Source organism: Alteromonas sp. Cnat3-28, from assembly GCF_022348265.1.
GTDB classification, from domain to species: domain Bacteria; phylum Pseudomonadota; class Gammaproteobacteria; order Enterobacterales; family Alteromonadaceae; genus Alteromonas; species Alteromonas macleodii.
The window spans coordinates 11,681-29,439 of the sequence record NZ_JAKREY010000019.1 but is presented as its reverse complement, the minus strand read 5'-3'; the positions used below and the strand labels follow the sequence as shown (position 1 = coordinate 29,439).

Annotated in this window: 11 protein-coding genes; 6 read left to right on the top strand and 5 right to left on the bottom strand. The window is 45.8% G+C overall.

From position 1 onward, the window contains the following. Position 1: 1 nt before the first annotated feature. The gene (gene grpE / locus MHM87_RS16335) at positions 2 to 625 is read right to left on the bottom strand and encodes a nucleotide exchange factor GrpE (RefSeq protein WP_014948971.1); all 624 of its coding nucleotides are present in this window, start codon (positions 623 to 625) and stop codon (positions 2 to 4) included. A gap of 401 nt (positions 626 to 1,026) precedes the next feature. Between grpE and MHM87_RS16330 the strand changes: the two genes are divergently transcribed. Continuing rightward, positions 1,027 to 4,542 (top strand): PAS-domain containing protein, encoded by a 3,516-nt coding sequence (locus MHM87_RS16330; protein ID WP_239260241.1) that lies wholly within the window; start codon positions 1,027 to 1,029, stop codon positions 4,540 to 4,542. 81 nt (positions 4,543 to 4,623) lie between these two features. Here MHM87_RS16330 and MHM87_RS16325 read toward each other — a convergent pair whose 3' ends face one another. The 3 genes from MHM87_RS16325 to MHM87_RS16315 form a co-directional block, all read right to left on the bottom strand. Next, positions 4,624 to 5,517: an aspartyl protease family protein gene (locus MHM87_RS16325; RefSeq protein WP_239260239.1), complete on the bottom strand. Its 894-nt coding sequence runs from the start codon at positions 5,515 to 5,517 to the stop codon at positions 4,624 to 4,626. 189 nt (positions 5,518 to 5,706) lie between these two features. Continuing rightward, positions 5,707 to 6,375 carry a response regulator transcription factor gene (locus MHM87_RS16320; protein WP_061485364.1) on the bottom strand — a complete coding sequence of 223 codons (669 nt, stop codon included), beginning with the start codon at positions 6,373 to 6,375 and terminating at the stop codon, positions 5,707 to 5,709. Positions 6,376 to 6,618: 243 nt separating this feature from the next. Continuing rightward, positions 6,619 to 8,997 carry a TonB-dependent receptor gene (locus MHM87_RS16315; RefSeq protein WP_014948966.1) on the bottom strand — a complete coding sequence of 793 codons (2,379 nt, stop codon included), beginning with the start codon at positions 8,995 to 8,997 and terminating at the stop codon, positions 6,619 to 6,621. Between the two features lie 263 nt (positions 8,998 to 9,260). Between MHM87_RS16315 and MHM87_RS16310 the strand changes: the two genes are divergently transcribed. The 4 genes from MHM87_RS16310 (at position 9,261) to MHM87_RS16295 (ending at position 13,909) form a co-directional block, all read left to right on the top strand. Beyond that, positions 9,261 to 10,556, top strand: coding sequence for an SLC13 family permease (locus tag MHM87_RS16310; protein WP_014976110.1), 1,296 nt, complete (start codon positions 9,261 to 9,263; stop codon positions 10,554 to 10,556). Between the two features lie 104 nt (positions 10,557 to 10,660). Beyond that, a complete protein-coding gene (locus MHM87_RS16305; protein ID WP_239260237.1) occupies positions 10,661 to 12,082 on the top strand; it encodes a homoserine O-acetyltransferase in 1,422 nt (473 codons plus the stop codon). Beyond that, entirely contained in the window at positions 12,079 to 13,149 is a 1,071-nt protein-coding gene (locus MHM87_RS16300; protein WP_239260235.1) for a PHB depolymerase family esterase, read from the top strand. Before MHM87_RS16305 ends, MHM87_RS16300 begins: the two co-directional genes overlap by 4 nt. Beyond that, a complete protein-coding gene (locus tag MHM87_RS16295; protein ID WP_049586810.1) occupies positions 13,142 to 13,909 on the top strand; it encodes a 3-hydroxybutyrate dehydrogenase in 768 nt (255 codons plus the stop codon). The genes MHM87_RS16300 and MHM87_RS16295 overlap by 8 nt, the downstream gene beginning before the upstream one ends. 102 nt (positions 13,910 to 14,011) lie before the next feature. Here MHM87_RS16295 and MHM87_RS16290 read toward each other — a convergent pair whose 3' ends face one another. Next, the gene (locus MHM87_RS16290) at positions 14,012 to 15,172 is read right to left on the bottom strand and encodes an iron-containing alcohol dehydrogenase (protein ID WP_239260233.1); all 1,161 of its coding nucleotides are present in this window, start codon (positions 15,170 to 15,172) and stop codon (positions 14,012 to 14,014) included. Positions 15,173 to 15,409: 237 nt separating this feature from the next. On the opposite strand from MHM87_RS16290, the gene MHM87_RS16285 reads away from it, so the two are divergent. After that, the gene (locus tag MHM87_RS16285; RefSeq protein WP_239260271.1) at positions 15,410 to 17,752 is read left to right on the top strand and encodes a fatty acid cis/trans isomerase; all 2,343 of its coding nucleotides are present in this window, start codon (positions 15,410 to 15,412) and stop codon (positions 17,750 to 17,752) included. Positions 17,753 to 17,759 lie beyond the last annotated feature (7 nt).

Here is a 17,759-nt window from a genome sequence, read left to right as displayed (position 1 = left end):
CTTACGCTTGCGTATCCACACCGCCGCTTGGTGCACGCGATACCATAACCATGGCAGGGCGTAGCAAACGACCATTAATCTGATAACCTTTCTGCATCACAGCCATCACTGTATTTGGCTCGTGGTCTGCACTTTCTTGCATCGACATTGCCTGATGCAAATCAGGGTTGAAGGTTTCGCCCTGCGGATCAATAAGGCTTAATCCAAATTTCTCAATAGTGCTTAAGAAAGTTTTGTGGGTCATTTCCACACCTTCTAAAAGCGGCTTAACCGCTTCATTGTCGCCATCGGTCATTTCGATCGCACGTTCTAGGTTATCGATAACCGGAAGCAATTCGCCAGCAAAGCGTTCAAGAGCAAATTTACGCGCCTTTTCTACTTCACCTTCTGCACGACGACGTGCATTGTCAGCGTCTGCGCGCGCGCGAAGCACGCCATCTTGCTGCTCTTTGATTGTGGCTTGCGCCTCAGAAAGTGCCGTTTCTAGCTCGTAAATGCGTTGTGCATTTTCATCAAGCTCTACGCCTTCTGCTTGTGACGCTTCTACTTGCGCTTCTTCAGCATTTTGTACAGTTTGATCAACTGTATTTTCTTGTTCTGCCTGCACGTCGCGATTATCGCTCATGCCTACCTCCAAACGTTTTTCTTAATTAGGCATTGCCCAATAACGTTAAAATTATTGGGAATAAGTCTGTTGCGCTTAGTTATGGGGCTAGATTTAAGGTGTTCAAGGGTATCCACAATATTTTTGTGGATGTAATGCTAAAAAATTTATAAGTAGGGAAATGAGACTAACGTACTCATGTCAATTCGCTAACGCCAAGCTCAACCTAGGTATATTCACTTCGGCTCAAATGCGGTGCATATCCCCCCGCCATTAAACCTATTGTTTGCCCGGAGAGCTCCAATATCTACTGCCCTGTTCCGTGAACCTGTGACGAGTGTAAAAACCGTGTTAATGTAATTTCCAGAGAAAAGCGCACTACTACCATTTCAACTCATCGAGCGCTACGAGACGGAATATCTATGCTAAGTATCTGGACGGTTGGCACTATTGTTGGTTGTTATCTCCTCGCGCTTTTCGCTTTAGCATTTTGGGGCGATAAGCGTTTACGTGACAACCGGCAACACCCAATATTGTACAGCCTTGGATTGGGCGTGCATTGTACATCTTGGGCATTTTTCGGCACTACCTCTCAAGCAGCACAATATGGCTGGGCAGTTATCCCTACTTATTTAGGGATTATGCTGACTATGGCATTTGCGTTTCCTGTGGTGCTTCATATAAGCAGACTGTGTCAACAACACAACATCAGCTCTTTAGCAGACCTCATCTCACTTAAATACCAGCACTCCCACTTGATTGCCGCGCTTATCACTTTACTGTGTTTTTTCGGTGTAGTGCCCTACATCGCCCTGCAGTTAGACGCCATTACGAAATCAATAAATTTGTTGACTGACGACGCGCATACAAGCACGCCATGGTTAAGTATCTACGTAGCTATCTTGCTCGCATTATTTGCCATTATCTTCGGTACCCGTACACTCAACTTGACCGACAAACACCCCGGTCTGCTACTTACTATAGCGTTTGAATCGGTTATAAAGCTTGTTGCCCTGTGCGCTGTAGGTGTTTTCGTTTGCTTCTATCTGTTCGATGGTGTGTTGGATTTGGTGTCTAACGCCGCTTCAAATGCCAGTGCTCGAGAAATCATTTATGCTGATAGCGCACCCTGGGTTTATGTATCACATGTTGTTTTGGGCGTTTGTTCTATGTTCGTTTTGCCAAGACAGTTTCATATGAACTTCGTTGAGCAGAACGGTGAGGGGGAGCTTAGAACAGCAAGGTGGCTATTCCCCCTCTATTTATTTGGCATGACCCTTTTTATTATTCCTATTGCTATTGCAGGAAAAATGCTGCTGCCAGTGGATACGAGCTCTGATGCGTATGTGCTTGCCCTACCTTTACATGCTGAAAATATCGCGCTGTCGTCATTTGCTTTCATAGGAGGTCTTTCTGCAACCACCAGCATGGTGATTGTTGCAACCTTGGCGCTGGGAATAATGATCTCGAACAATGTTGTCACGCCACTTTGGCTAAAAGCGCGACTAAAGACTTCGCCCAACCGTTCAATGCAGCCAAACAAAATACTGTCTATACGTCGTATAACCGTTGTGGTCGTACTTAGCATTGCGCTCTGGTATCACTTGAATATAAGTCAGGCTGCACCTTTGGTTAAAAGCGGGGTGATTGCTATTGCATTATTAGCACAGTGCATGCCTGCACTTATGTTTGGTCTTTACTGGCCGAAAAGCAACAAAGCTGCCGCTATTTGCGCCTTATTGGTAGGGTTCACATGTTGGGCAGCATTCCTCCTCTACCCAAGCTTACTGTCGAGTTATTATTTCAACCCAGCACCCACTGACCAAGCGCTTGGTTTGGGCTTTGCCTTTTCCTTATTGGCTAATTGCCTAACATTCATTACGGTTGCATTGATTACATCAAGACGTGGCATGAAGCCAAATGATACGCTCCTCACAGATCACGACACACCTCGTTTACTGGTAAAAGTGAGGGACTTAATTGCACTCACCGAACGTGTGCTCGAAAGTGCCACGCACTCTCAACTGGTTAAGCAGCTATCAGTTGACGTCAATCGCGCCGCTAGCAGTGGTTATGCCAGTCAGGCGCTTATCGACAGGGTAAATAAGTTGCTTGCTGCACAAGTAGGAGCACCTAGTGCTCGTATATTACTGGGTGCCATAGCAGATACAGGCAGCGATAGCTTTCCAGAACTGGTTGACTGGGTAGAAGAAGCTTCTCAGTCATTTCAGTTTAACCACGAGGTACTTCAATCGTCAGTGCAAAACATTGAGCAAGGCATAAGTGTGCTTGATGACAAACTGCAGCTACTGGCGTGGAACGAACGTTACGTGGAGTTATTTGCCTACCCTAAAGGATTTCTAAAAGCGGGCATGCCCATTACCGATATACTTAGCTACAACGCAAACCGAGGGTTGTTTAGCCCCTCATCTATCGAAAAGCGCGTTAGCTACATGCTGGAAGGCACCCGTCATAAACATATTCGCAAACAGCCTGACGGAAAAGTGATTGAACTTAACGGCGCGCCGCTACCTGGTGGCGGCTACGTGACTACCTATAGCGATATCACTGAATACATAGCAATTCAAAAAGAATTAGAAAGTGCAAAAGAAGACTTGGAGGCAAGGGTTGCGCAGCGTACAGCAGAATTAGAAGAAGCCAAACAACACGCTGACAAAGCTAACGAGAGCAAAACGAAATTTCTGGCCGCAGCTGGGCACGACCTCATGCAACCTTTCAACGCCGCAACATTATTTGCCAGCATGCTCAGCAAAAAGACGCAAGGCAGTGAACTGGCCACACTATCTGAAGGCGTGGTGAATTCTTTGGACAATGCGCAGAGCTTACTTTCAATGCTACTTGATATGACGAAATTAGACGCTGGCGTGCTTACCCCTCAAAAGACTGAATTTCCAGTCAGTGATATGTTGTCTTCATTGGTGCAGGAATTTAGTGTCATTGCAAAGCAAAAAGGTATTGAGCTCAGGTATGTACCGACCAAAGTTATGGTGTACTCGGACAAAGTGCTACTGCGACGGGTGCTTCAAAACTTGCTGTCCAACGCAGTCCGCTATACCGCAAAAGGTCGTATTTTGGTGGGCGTGAGACGCACAAGAATCACAAATACCGAGCAGGTTATAAAGCTTTGTGTTTACGATACTGGGCTAGGTATCGCCGACCACCAACAGCATGAAATATTTAGTGAGTTCCACCAGCTAGAGAGCAACAACAAAGGCGAAGGAATTGGATTAGGCCTGACTATTGTAGATAAGATATGTCGGCTACTCGGTCATGAAGTCGGGCTGACTTCATCGCCAAATAAAGGAAGCTGCTTCAGTGTGGCTGTATCTAGAGCATTTCAAAGCGAAGCCTCGATACCCACCGCGCACGTAAGTAACACTAACCATGTTGACTCTCCTTTTAATAACTCGGTATTAACGAAGAACTCAGCAAGTGCGCCAAATAATTCAGTAAGCGTTCAAAAAAGCGCATTAGACAGCCGTTCTCGCCCTGTCTCCTCGCACTCCCATCAAATGCCCTCTTTAGACTCAGCGAATAAAAACAACAATGCATTTTTAAAAGACACCCGTTTTCTACTTGTAGAAAATGACGAGCAAGTGGCAAATGCAATGTGTACCTTACTGAGAGATTGGGGAGGGAGTACAACATTGATAGCGGGCGGAGCAGAAGTGTCGAGTATTTCACAAGAACACTTTGATGTGCTCGTCGCCGATTATCACCTAAATTATGGCGAAACCGGTTTTGACGTTGCAGCGATTCTTTCTGAAAATAACGTGAGTTTTGCCTTAAAGATTTTAGTCACTGCCAATAGAAGTAACGATATAAGAGAAGAAGCGGCGGAGCAACAATTTAGCTACCTGCCAAAACCCTTAAAGCCTGCGGCACTTAAGCGACTGCTAAAGCAATCGCTTGTTTAATAGAGAACTCGTGATCGCATTTATAGTACGGCAGTAGGTATTTCGTCTTCTTTTGGTTGCAGGTTTGCATCAAGATGCGTTTTACTTTTGCGGTAACGCGATGTGAAGTTTCCCGTAACGATAATCAAGTGTTACAACGAAGTCTTTCAACAAATCATAGCCTATTAAGCCAACTACCCGCTTTCCACCTATCCGGCTACCCGTTCTTTCATACTGACTTTCTAAGTTTGTCTTTTGCCCCTCAGCAGGAAAGCTAACCTTAACGTCACTAATCTCGAATGGACCAAACTTCACGACATCTGACGTAGCGAACTCATTGACCCCAGAACTATTGGCACCAAATGACGTGCTTGCGCCTTCCACTTTTTCTAGCAACCCAACCTTGGACGCCGCTCGACGGTTAATCAAAATTGTACCGGCGTTACCAGTATCGACTAATAGCCACAACGCAACACCGTTAATTTCTACTTGCGCGATAGGCATTCCACTACCCTGTTGAGAGTTGGCTCGAACATTTGCCACCTCCCCCATATCTATCGAATCACGCGTCACCAAACGAATTTTTCTGTGGGGATAGTCCAATTGAACGATGAAGTTATTGAAAAAACCTGCCCCCAGTAACATACCATTAGAGTGATGACCTAAGCTGGATTCGACAAGTGAATCCAGCTCGAAATCACTACTGAATATTTCAACATTTACATTGTTGTAAGCGTTTCGCCTTTCAACGTCGTACACCCCTTTAACGGTCACGGGGCGCCCTTTATCAAGGTCTAAATCATGCTTCCCGATAAACGCGCGATTGATACTGTTTATTTGTGCTCCTGAATCCAGCATGACCCGAGATTCGATGCCTTCTATGGTAACAGGCAAAAAAACGTGACCGTTGTCCAGGGTGAAATCTGTCCATGCTGTAACGGCACTAAACGCATTGAAAGAACTAAAGAGAAGGGAAAGTAAAATAAATCGCGTCATAAATATCCTTTTACGCCAGTAAACTAATCCTTTGAAATCTTACGCTAGCACATGAGCTGATTGAGAGCGAATTAGCACGATGAATCGTACGTGCGAAAATCCCTAATCTAGTGGAAAGCATCTAATACATGTTAGTGCTTAAACGATATCAATATGATCATAGTCTTGAAGACGTCTATCGCTTTCCGTTTAGCTTAAATGCATTGCATTTTTGAACGCGATACCGGCCTTGGTTCTGTTAATAACACCAAGCTTTCTCAATACTGCAGATACATGCTGTTTAACGGTGGACTCAGAAATGGCCAGTTCGTAAGCAATCTGCTTGTTAAGCAAGCCGTCTGATACCATTCGCAACACTTTAAGTTGGTGAGGGGTAAGTTGCTTTAATCGATTTGTGAAATCATCTTGGCCAGAGTGGCCATTCACATTCGATGCAGAGGCATTTGGCATCGTAGCTGATGCATTATGAACTGAAGGCGGGATCCAAGTTTCACCGTCTAACACCGTATTTACCGCGTCAATAATGCAATCGACCGAAGCTGATTTGGGTATAAAGCCGCTTGCGCCTAACGCAAACGATTTTGCCATAACATCAGGCTCTTCTTGTGCGGTAATAACGACAACAAGTACATCAGGATAGAGAGCATGTACCTCAGCAAGGCCATTTAACCCTTCATTGCCTGGCATAGTGAGATCTAAGAAGAGCAGATCGATGTCGTCATTTTCTTCAAGACTAGTGAGCGTATCGGGGAACGTGGAGGTTTCTACAAGTTCGATATGCTCCACACTAGCTAACGCATGGCACATCGCAGCCCTGAACAGAGGGTGATCGTCAGCAATCAAGATTTTCACAGACATAATGCTATCAACTTGTAACTACCTTGTTAATCAACATACTACCACGCCGATAAAAAAAGGTTAATCTTATTGGCGTATCTGTAATTGCGTATCTGTAATTGGGTAAGGGTCCGCACCACGCCCTTCACTGCTGGACATATCCGCCGGCCAACCCAATCGAAAGAGGTCGAGCAAACGTGAGCACGCCTAAGCGCAATGGCCTAGGCGTGAAACGTGTTGCTGGTCTTCTTCAGAACATACCTTTTAGAATCGATAACCTACCGTAAGGTGAACTGTACGTGGGTCACCGTAATAACCGATAAGTGTGGTATCGCCACCAAGGCCCGGACCAAAGTTACCTTCATCGTCTTGCGTGACAAAGTCATAACCACCAACCAAATACTCTTCATCGGTCAGGTTTTTGACGTGTAGTCCAGCATACCAGTCGCCTTCAACGCTTTCCCAGCGCGCGCTTAAGTTCACCATACCATAGGCATCTTGTTGAATAAGATCGCTGGTTTCAAAGATAAGATAATCATCGCGATAGTAGTAGTTGGCGTTGAAAGTAATATCCCCAAAACTCGTTTCTAGTAGGTAGTTGGCATTAAGATTAAAGGTATTCTCTGGCGTACTTGCTAGACCAATCAACGGAGGGATTGCATTGTTTTTCTTAATCTCAAAGTCAATATATCCGTAGGCAACGTCAAACTGAAGGTTATCCGTGGCTACCCACGTCATCTCCAACTCGGCGCCTTTTGCAGCCGTTTCTGCAGCATTGCGCAGTCGCTGGTCAAGGGCTGTTGGATCAGACAAATCTCCTTCTACACCAATATACTGACGATCTTTGTGGTCGTAAGAGAACAATGTGATATTCATACGAAGTGCGTCGGTTAAGTCACTCTTCACACCCACTTCGAAGCTGTCAACGACTTCTGGTTCAACACCAGGCTCGTTAGTCTGAGCTCGAGGGTTAAACGTGCCCGATTTGAAGCCTTGTGAATAGCTCGCGAAGAACATGGTATCGCGGTCCATTTGATACTCCACGCCCACTCGCGGGGTAAAGCGCGACCAACTTTCTACCGCTGGCGCGTCTAACACTTCATCGCCATCGGTGTCTGTCCCAAGTACTTGAGGTACTAATTGTCCGTCGGGACGCACGTACCCATCAATCCAGTCGGTATAAGGATAAACATTGGCGAATACCAGACCGTTATTTACAAACGCGGTCTTTTCTTCATCGGTGTATCGGGCACCAAGCGAAAGCGATAGCTTATCGGTTACGTCATAGTTCATTTGCGCATAGGCAGCCCAGCTTTCTGAGTTATTACAACCCGTCACTTCCCGCGTCAACCCTGAGGCACCAAGCGATTGACCTAACACACCTAAAATGGCATCAAAATTACCGCAACTCTCACCATCGTAAAAGTAGAGCCCTGACACTAAGCTAAACGCGTTCCCGGTATAATTCGCTTGAATCTCGTGAGTATCATTACTGTCGTCATACTCTGCCGGTACATCAAAAATAGGCAGGGGCGTATTGTCAAAATCAATGTTGGTAGGTGAATAGCTCTCTCTATGCGAACCAATATATTTAAGCTCTAAATCATCATTCACTCTGTATCGTGCCAGCCAGTTATAGCCTTCTAACTCGACTTTATTCCATGTAGGTAAGCTGGTGTACGAATCGAAAACCGAATCAGGCACGGGCGCATCAGTTAATATACTTGGGATTAAACGGTAGCCGCCTTTCGCATTTGATGTATCTTCGGTCTTATCCCACCCAATACGGAAAAACAAATCTTCACTCGGGTGAACTTCTAGCGTTACACGGGCTGCCCAGAGATCTTTGTTATAATTCTCTTTATCTTGATTGGGCAACGCGCTTACCAGATATTCGCCGAAGCCGTCGCGGTTTAAGTTGGCATAACCCACGCCTAGATACACCGTGTCTTCAATCAATGGTATTTGACCTGTCACTTTGATATCACGCTGACTGTAACTACCTACCGTAGCTTCAACGTTCATCTGTGTATCGCCGGTCATTTCTTTCGTAACGTATTTAACCGCGCCACCAATGGTATTCTTTCCGTAAAGCGTCCCTTGCGGGCCACGTAACACCTCAATACGCTGTACGTCTAACAAATCAAGTACGGCTCCTTGTGGGCGAGCAATATAAACATCATCTACATAAATACCCACGCCTGGTTCATAGCCCCAAAGCGGGTCTTGCTGACCCAATCCGCGAATAAATGCCGTCAAGGTGGAGTTGGTACCGCGACTGGTTTGTAGCGTAGTGTTGGGCGAAAACTGCTGCACTTCAGTCAGCACGCTAATCCCTTTTTCTCCAAGTTCAACCGCACCAATAGAAGTGATAGCTACCGGCGTTTCCTGTAATGACTCTACAGTTTTTCGCGCTGTCACCTCAATGCGTTCTAATTTTCCTTTTTGCGCTTCGGCATCGGCATCAGCTTGACTATCCTGAGCAAATACTGGCGCTGTGCTTAAAACGCTAGCCACCGCTAGGGCACAAAGGCTGCGAATGGGGAGCTTAACTGAATCGCTTTTGCGTTCTACTGTGCTAACAGAGGCTGAATGTGATTGGTAGGGTAAAACCAAGCCATTTGTGTGTATTGATTGAGACATAGTGAGTCCTTGTTGTTCTAAGTTCTGGTCACTGCCGGATGTATTGCCTACGGTCAAAATCACTTTAGTTAATTAATTGTTAATAGTATGTAGTACCATCGTACTATGGGATTTTGATAAAAGTAACGTCAAACTTTATGTCTGTTATGAACGCTTTTTATCTGATTTGTATACACTTTGTGGTTTTGAGTGTAAGCAAATCTTAAATCGACTTAACTGTTTCGGATCATCTGCGGTCACAGATTTTTTAAGGAATAATAACTATGTTAAGTATGATTGGCTTAGTAGGCGGTCTGTTGTTGCTTATTGTTTTGACAATACGCGGAATGAACCTCTTTATTGCCGCACCTTTGTGTGCGCTTGTCGTTGCGATTACCAATAATATCGGCGTCTTCACCGGCGACGTGAACTTCGTTCAAACTTATATGAGTGGTTTCTCTGGCTTTATCGCCTCTTGGTTTTTCATGTTTTTACTTGGTGCGTTATTCGGTAAATTCATGGAAGACACAGGGGCAGCAGATGCTGTTTCTCGCTGGATCATCACCAAAATTGGTTACAAGCGTGCCGTATTAGCTGTTGTGCTAGCTTGCGCTATTTTGACCTACGGTGGTGTTAGCGTGTTTGTGGTAGCGTTTTCTGTTTACCCTATGGCGGTGAGTTTGTTTAAAGATGCCAACCTACCCCGTCGCTTCATACCTGCCGCCATGGCATTCGGGTCGGTAACATTTACGATGACCTCGGCAGGCTCGCCAGAAATCCAAAACTGGATCCCTATAAAGTATTTAGGCACCTCCCCTTTTGCCGCGTGGGAAGTTAGCCTTGTCGTCGCCATATTCATGGCATGCTTCGGTTACTGGTGGCTGGCTAAGATGATCAGAAAAGCCGTTAATAACGGCGAGGTGTTTGAAGCCAGAGCAAGCGACCCTGAAGTGCGAGACAGAGCGCTACCCCACCCGCTTACCGGAATTGTGCCGTTAGTCGTTGTGTTAGTCATTTCGTTTCTATTCCATGAAGAACTCGCTCAGCTTGCGCTTATTCTGGCGTTAGGCGGCGGCGTACTGTGTTTGCTGGCGATTAACTACAAACATTTTCACAGTTTACCGGTTGCCATAAATGCGGGTACCACCGGCGCATTGATCGCCATAGGTAACACCGCCGCTGTTGTAGGTTTTGGCTCTATAGCAAAAAACACCGAAGCGTTTCAAACAACAGTAGCGCTTATGACCCAAATCCCTGGTAACGAGCTTATTGGTGCCGCCATTGCCGTAAGCGTGATTGCAGGGTTAACAGGAAGTGCATCTGGCGGACAAGCCATTGCCTTACCCTTGGTGGCTCCGCATTACCTTGACCAAGGCGTAGAGCCAGAACAGCTACATAGAATTGTGTCTATATCATCAGGCGCATTAGATTCGTTACCTCACAATGGCTATGTGGTTACTACCATACGCGCCATTTGTAACGAAACCCATCAGGCTGCCTACTGGGCGGTTGGTGCGCTAACTGTTGTGGTGCCAGTTATTGGCCTTGCCATGGCCATTGGCCTGTTTAGCATTATGTAGCATTAGTCAAAGCCAACGATATGGCCTAAGGCCGCACGATATATAAGTCACTCTAGCAAAACATTGCCATCTAAAGATGCGGTCTGAGAAAAGGATAAGAAAGTATGAATTGGAACAATACGCTTGCTTCCACGTTAGTGTGGAATAAGAGCAAAGGAATCAATAAGCTATTGAAACAGCTCAGCTCACAACGAGTACAGAAACCGTTAGCATTAGCAAACTTGGTTGAGGTGTTTTTAGTTAAAAAACAGCGCTCATTGGTGGGATTATTTGCCACACTAATGTTGACGGTACATTGCCAGGGCATTGCTGGCGAATCCGACGATACATCGCCATCGCTCAGTTCTTCAAAAGCACCTACTTCTGAGCCCGTTTCTTCCTTGCCAAGCGCTTCGCTGATGGTAGAAAAACGCGTTTTTGAAATGCCTCATTTCACAACCTTTGGTGGTAAACAAATTAAAAACGTAAAAGTTGGCTGGGAGGCGTACGGAACACTAAATGATGCTAAGAGTAACGTTATACTGATTACCCACTATTTTTCTGGATCTTCTCATGCCGCTGGAAAGTACGATGAAAACGATCCAGCGCCAGGCTACTGGGATAGTATTATCGGCCCCGGCAAGGCGATTGATACAGACCGCTTTTATGTAATAAGCGTTGATACGCTGGCCAATCTAAATGCTTACGACCCGCACGTTATTACAACCGGTCCTACGTCAATAAATCCAGATACAGGTAAACCCTATGGCTTAGACTTTCCCGTCGTGACAATACGTGATTTTGTCAATGTTCAAAAAGCACTTCTCGAAAGTTTAGGTATTAGCAAACTGTATGCGGTTATTGGGCCTTCTATGGGCTCTATGCAAGCTATCGATTGGGCGAGCGCTTACCCAGACTGGGTTGAACGTATGATTTCAGTTATCGGCGCAGGTCAAAGCGATGCATGGACTACCGCGGCATTGGAACACTGGGCAACGCCAATCACTCTAGATAAAAACTGGAACAACGGCGCTTATTCCAAAGAGCAAGCCCCTCTTAATGGCTTAGCTGCCTCGCTCATGTTAATTACGCAAAATGCCCTTACCCCTTCTTTTTTCAACCAAACCGGCAACACGTTAGGGTATAAAAATGTTGAGTCGGCGCCGCTTAATGACATACGTCAATCACACAGTATTGTGAACTGGCTACGTGAGCGAGCGAAGACCCGGGCAAAATCTATGGACGCAAACCACCTTTTATATTTGGTTCGAGCTTGCCAGCTCTTCGTTGCTGGACATCAAGGTAATCTTGAGCAAGGGCTGGCGTCGATAAAGGCGAAAACGCTGTTTATTCCAGCTCAAACTGATTTGCTTCTTATGCCCTACTTATCGCAAAGTGCACACCAAGGTTTAACTGCAATGAATAACGACAGCACATTGGTTACGCTAAATGGCAAATTAGGTCATTTAGAAGGCGTGACGAATGTATCCGCTCAGGCTCAGGCTATTCGCCAATTTTTAGAAAATGATAAGGCAGCAATGCAATGATGAAATCTACCCCCTTTTTACGCCACGCGCTTTGTCTGTCTGTATTAAGCGCACTTGCCGTTAGTGTACCGGTATTCGGTAACGAGTCATCTGCGCAAGACGCGCTCCCTTCACTCACCATTGATTTAAAGAACGTTACCGTATCTGGCTTATCGTCAGGCGGTTACATGGCAACACAATTTCAATTAGCACACAGCGACTGGGTAAAAGGCGTTGGCGTTATTGCTGGTGGCCCGTACTTCTGTGCACAAGGTGATATAACCACTGCCCTGGCACAGTGCGTGAACAAGGTAGAGGGAGAAATTAACCTTGAAGCGCTGAATGAAAAAGCCAAACAGTATGAAACTGAAGGAAAAATTGCGTCGCTTTCCAATATGAAAGACGCAAAAGTCTGGCTTTTTCACGGTACGCAAGACACCAGAGTGATTGCACCAGTGAGCGATTTATTATTTGAGCAATACAAATTGTGGACAGACACACAAAATATTGCCTATATCAATGACAAACCGATGGCTCACCTTTTTCCCACCAAAAACAATGGGGTTAACTGCATGAAATCGGAGAGCCCCTTCATTGGAAACTGCGATTACGATGCAGCAGGTGCCATGCTCTCTCATCTTGTTGAAGATGTTTCGACACCCGACGAGTCACTGTCAGGGCAAATTCATTCAATTGATCAGCAAAAAATAGCGGGTGGCGATGCCAAAACATTAGCAAGCGAAGGTTTTGTGTATGTGCCTGAAAGCTGTGCACAAGGCGAGCCGTGCAGAGCCCATATTAGTTTCCACGGCTGTAACCAGTATGCCGATGCCGTTGGCGATGCCTACACTACCCAAACGGGGTTGAATGAATGGGCTGATGACAACAATATTGTTGTGCTTTATCCGCAAACTAAGAAGTCGTTATTCATGCCGTTAAATCCACAAGGCTGTTGGGATTGGTGGGGCTATGCCTCTGGCAATTACGCCAACAGGAACGGCGCACAAATAAACGCAGTAAAACAGCTGCTGTTTTCATTAAATAGTGCACCTTCACTAAATAAATCCAACGGAAGTAACAATGACTAAGCGCACAATATTTATCACGGGTGGAGCAAGCGGCATTGGCTTTGGCATTGCTGAGTCAATGATGAAACAAGGGCACCATGTGATCATCGCCGACATAAACGAACAGGCAGCAAAAGAGGCTGTGACTCGACTTGCGCATTTAGACGGTTCGGCCAGCGCAGTAGCCGTAGACGTGTGCGATGCAGAGCAAGTAGCAGCGCTACCTGAGGTACTAGGGAAACATACCGTTGATGTGCTCATAAACAATGCCGGTATTCAGCACGTTTCACGCATCGAGGACTTCCCTGCAGATAAGTGGCAGCAGCTTATAAATATCATGCTTGTTGGCCCTGCTCTGTTAACCCAAGCGTTTTTACCTGCCATGCGTAAGCAAAATTACGGGCGCATTATCAATGTAGGATCTATTCACTCGTTGGTAGCCTCGCCCTATAAGTCTGCTTATGTAGCGGCGAAGCATGGGCTGTTAGGGTTCGCAAAAACTATCGCGCTTGAAACAGGAGATTGCGATGTAACTATCAATACCCTTTGCCCCGCCTATGTGAAAACACCATTGGTGGAGAAACAAATTGCAGCACAGGCAAAAGAAAATAACCTTACCGAGGAAGAGGTAATAACAAAAATAATGTTAGAACCCATGCCTAAAAAGCAATTTGTTAGCGTTGAAGAACTTGCAGATACCGCAAGCTTCTTAATGTCGCCCAGTGCTCGCAATATAACAGGGCAAACTATGGTACTTGATGGGGGCTGGACGGCTCGATAACCCGCAAGCTTTTTAACGCTTAGCTTTTTACACAATATTTCTTTTCACATAAAAAAGACTGCAATAAGCAGTCTTTTTTCGTTTAATGTTTTCGCAAAAGCGTTATTCCCAAAGAGATACGTAGATGGCAACCATTTCTTCAATGGTAGGTACGCGTGGATTGTTGCCGGGAGAACCTGATGCCAAAGCTTGTTCTGCCATTGTTGACGTCGCTGCAAAAAATGTCTCTTTATCAATACCGAAGTCGGCAGGCGTAGGTACCTGCAAATCTGCATTCAGTGCTTTTAGTTCGTTGATAAGCTTTTGATTCGCCACCTCATCTGAGTCACTTTGCGTAGCAACACCCATGGCGCGAGCACATTGTGCATAACGCACTGATGCACTTGGAATAGAAAAGGCGGTAACCGCGGGCAACAACATGGCATTCGACAATCCGTGAGGCACATGGAACGCTGCACCGATAGGCCGGCTCATTCCGTGAACAAGGGCCACTGAGGCATTTGAAAAAGCAATGCCCGCGAGCGTTGAGCCCAGCATCATTGATTCTCTCGCCGTTTCATTTGTTGGGTCTGCAAATACAGTGCGTAGATTAGGCGCAATTAACGCCATGGCTGATAACGCCTGTGCATCACTGTAAAGATTGGCTTTGCGGCTAACAAACGCTTCAATAGCGTGAGTAAGCGCATCAATGCCTGTATCGGCTGTTACGCGGGCAGGCAAACTTTGCGTTAATGAATAATCGACCAAGGCTGCCGTTGGCATAAACCCTAAACCAACACACAACATTTTTTCTGTGGTATCTTCGTCGGTGATAATGGTAAATCGCGTTGCTTCTGAGCCCGTTCCCGCTGTTGTGGGAATAGCAATGATCGGCAGCCCCGCTTCATCTACAACCCGCGGGAATTTGTAGTCTCGCATTTCGCCGCCGTACTTACCCAAAATAGCGATGGCTTTTGCGCTATCGATGGGGCTTCCACCACCTAAAGCAATGATGCTGTCATAAGCGTGGGTTTTGAACGCATCCACACCGCGATAAATAGACCTCACCGTGGGCTCTGGCACCGTATCTGAAAATACATCGGCGCTTATTCCTGCCTCCTCCAGCACTTGCACTATGGCAGCACTATGTCCCAACTCGACCATAACTTTATCGGTAACCAGTAAAGGTTTATGGCAGTTGAGTCCTTTTAGCGTTTCAGCAACCCGCTGACTCGCCCCTTTCCCTATGTGCATCACTCTTGGCAGAATAATTTGATGAGACATGTTTCCCTCGCTGCGAATTCTTTTCATCAGCATACATAGTACAACGCCCAAAGCAATGACAATGTAAAAATAATGTTACCGCCCCACTACCTCTCCAGCTTTCCTCCAAATAGATACAAATGCGTGGTTGTTTCCATTGCCAAGCGTTAATGGTTAATTATTAACATCACCGTACGTGAAATGAGTGATAAACTGATTGGAACTTTTCTGTGGACTACGATTATGAAGAAACTCGGTATGATTTCGTTGCTGATAGCAATTATCGCTATAGCGATATGGCAATGGCCGAAACCTGACGCTCCTTTACTTTCATCAAACAACGTCATGCCCGCCATGGAGAATTTGCCCGACAATTTCTTTGATACACAAGTAAACCCAGTACTAACGCAGCGCTGTGTTGTCTGCCACGCCTGCTACGATGCGCCATGCCAACTAAAAATGTCATCTCCAGAAGGTATAGCCAGAGGTGCTAACAAAGAAAAAGTCTATGAAGGCACACGACTCACCGCTGCCCAACCCAATAGAATGTTTCTCGACGCCCACAACGTAAACGCATGGCGAGAGCGTGGCTTTTTCGACGTGCTCGAATCGAAAGAAAAACCTAACGCTTCGCCGACCCAATCTTCGGTGCTAGCGCAAATGCTTTTGCTAAAAAAACAGCACCCTTTGCCCAACACCGCTCATTTAGGTGACAATTTCGATATAAGCTTAAATCGACAAAACCAATGCCCAACAATAGATGAAATGGGCGGGTACATAGCAGGCCAGCCCCTGGGAGGCATGCCCTACGCACTGCCAGCCCTGTCGGATGCAGAGCACTCTACACTCATTCAGTGGTTAAACCATGGTGCGCCGTTACCTTTACCCAAAGCGCTCTCACAAGAACTGAATGAGAACATAACTGATTTGGAAGTATGGCTTAATGGGGATAGCAACAAGATGCAGCTTTCCGCACGCTATATTTACGAACACTTGTTTACGTCTCACCTCTATTTCGAAGATATTTCAGAAAAAGGTAAAACGCCTCAGTTTTTTAATCTAGTGCGCTCGCGTACACCACCCGGACAAGCGTTAGATATTATTGCTACTCGCAGACCCTTCGACGATCCGGAGGTCGAGCGCGTTTACTATCGTCTACAGCCAGTGCATTCAACTATTGTGAGTAAAACACATCAAGCGTACGCCATTAATAAAACACTGATGGATAAATGGCAATCGTGGTTTGTCGACGCAGAATTTTCTGTAGAAACATTGCCATCATACAAACCCCAAGTGGCGGCCAACCCATTAACGGCCTTTACCTTATTGCCAGTAGAAAGTCGTTATCGATTTATGCTTGAGCGCGCGCAAAACACCATTATGGGTTATATCAAAGGTCCCGTGTGCAGAGGACAAGTCGCGCTTAACGTCATTAACGATCGATTCTGGGTGTTCTTTGTCGACCCAGACATTGCAGCCTCTGAAAAAGTAAATGCTTTTTACGCTTCTCAAAAAGAAAACCTCCACCTTCCCGCTGAAAAAGATAGCTCAGCCCTTGCGGTAAACTGGGTTAAATACGCAAAGCGCCAAGGCGAATATATGCGTGCAAGAACCACCTTTTTGAACAATGAATTCAAAAATGAAGAGCATTTGAGTGTGTCGAGTATATGGGATGGCGACGGCGATAATACCAATGCCAGCTTAACCGTATTTCGTCATTTCGATAATGCCACAGTTGTTAAGGGGATGGTTGGCCAGCCCACTAAAACAGCATGGGTGATTGACTATGCCTTGTTAGAGCGCATTCACTATTTGCTTGTGGCTGGCTTTGATGTTTACGGCAATTATGGCCATCAGTTATTGACCCGTTTGTACATGGATTTCTTGCGCATGGAAGGTGAATCGAACTTCCTTAATCTGCTTCCTCCAACTACCCGCCATGACCTTCTCGACGATTGGTATCAAAACGCAAGCCCTGAACTTACCGATTATTTGGAAGGTGATATCAACAGTTTCGAACAACCTTCTGGCATAGCGTTCGAAACAGATAATCCTCAACAAGAACTTTATCAATTGTTATCGCAATACTTGGCTAAGGTTCAACCGAACGCCTCAACCTACAATAAACGTTTGCTATCAGCTGAACAGTTCGAAGCATTAGAGCGCTTAGATTCACTTCCTGCTCAACAAGCGACCTTGATGCCTGAAACTACCATGATTGTGATTCAAGACGACAAAAACCCAGACAACATTGATGTATTCACTGCCCTTAGAAATAGTGCGCATTACAATGTAAATAGCCTATTTGAAGAAGAGGAAAACCGGGAGCCTTCTAAAGATTCAATCACGCTAGTTCATGGTTTGTTGGGCAGTTACCCTGACGCATTCTGGTATATCAATGCCTCAGAAATAACGTCTTCGATTGAGAAGCTTAAATCTATTAAAAGCGAAGCCGATTACAAAGCCTTGCTCAACGATGTTGGCATGCGCCGAACCAACCCTAACTTTTGGGCGTTTAGTGATAAACTAATGCAATGGTCTAGCGAGCGCTATCCTATTGAAGGCGGTCTTCTCGACTATAATCGGTTAGAAGATCGCTAAACCTTGC

Bases quoted from the DNA above. Each gene is read 5' to 3' on its own strand.
- MHM87_RS16315 (WP_014948966.1), bottom strand. From the start codon at position 8,997: ATGTCTCAATCAATACACACAAATGGCTTGGTTTTACCCTACCAATCA.
- MHM87_RS16325 (WP_239260239.1), bottom strand. From the start codon at position 5,517: ATGACGCGATTTATTTTACTTTCCCTTCTCTTTAGTTCTTTCAATGCG.
- grpE (WP_014948971.1), bottom strand. From the start codon at position 625: ATGAGCGATAATCGCGACGTGCAGGCAGAACAAGAAAATACAGTTGAT.
- MHM87_RS16295 (WP_049586810.1), top strand. From the start codon at position 13,142: ATGACTAAGCGCACAATATTTATCACGGGTGGAGCAAGCGGCATTGGC.
- MHM87_RS16330 (WP_239260241.1), top strand. From the start codon at position 1,027: ATGCTAAGTATCTGGACGGTTGGCACTATTGTTGGTTGTTATCTCCTC.
- MHM87_RS16305 (WP_239260237.1), top strand. From the start codon at position 10,661: ATGAATTGGAACAATACGCTTGCTTCCACGTTAGTGTGGAATAAGAGC.
- MHM87_RS16320 (WP_061485364.1), bottom strand. From the start codon at position 6,375: ATGTCTGTGAAAATCTTGATTGCTGACGATCACCCTCTGTTCAGGGCT.
- MHM87_RS16285 (WP_239260271.1), top strand. From the start codon at position 15,410: ATGATTTCGTTGCTGATAGCAATTATCGCTATAGCGATATGGCAATGG.
- MHM87_RS16300 (WP_239260235.1), top strand. From the start codon at position 12,079: ATGATGAAATCTACCCCCTTTTTACGCCACGCGCTTTGTCTGTCTGTA.
- MHM87_RS16310 (WP_014976110.1), top strand. From the start codon at position 9,261: ATGTTAAGTATGATTGGCTTAGTAGGCGGTCTGTTGTTGCTTATTGTT.
- MHM87_RS16290 (WP_239260233.1), bottom strand. From the start codon at position 15,172: ATGTCTCATCAAATTATTCTGCCAAGAGTGATGCACATAGGGAAAGGG.